1 rRNA gene is annotated in these 430 nt (G+C 59.3%); it reads left to right on the top strand.

The window, feature by feature from the left end:
* Window positions 1-430 (top strand): 23S ribosomal RNA (locus tag QSK32_RS45315); the annotation flags it as partial.

Raw genomic sequence — 430 nt, 5'->3', positions numbered from 1 at the left:
GTGCAGGTGTGTGGATGGGTAGGGGAGCGTCGTATGGCGGGTGAAGCGGCGGAGTGATCCAGTCGTGGACGCCATACGAGTGAGAATGCAGGCATGAGTAGCGAATGAAGGGTGAGAACCCCTTCCGCCGGATGACCAAGGGTTCCAGGGCCAGGCTAATCCGCCCTGGGTGAGTCGGGGCCTAAGGCGAGGCCGAGAGGCGTAGTCGATGGATAACGGGTTGATATTCCCGTACCCGCAAAAGAGCGCCCAAGACGAACCCATCTGTACTAACTACTTGATCAATTCAATGGCTTCGGCCGGCGATGCGGGAGACTAGGACCTTGGGTGGTAGTAGTTTAGCGATGGGGTGACGCAGGAAGGTAGATGATCCCGGCCGGTGGTTGTGCCGGGGTAAGCGTGTAGGCCGTCACGTAGGCAAATCCGCGTG

It is taken from the genome of Actinoplanes sp. NBRC 101535, assembly GCF_030269225.1.
Lineage (GTDB): Bacteria > Actinomycetota > Actinomycetes > Mycobacteriales > Micromonosporaceae > Actinoplanes > Actinoplanes rectilineatus.
This window is presented reverse-complemented; position numbering and strand designations above follow the sequence as displayed.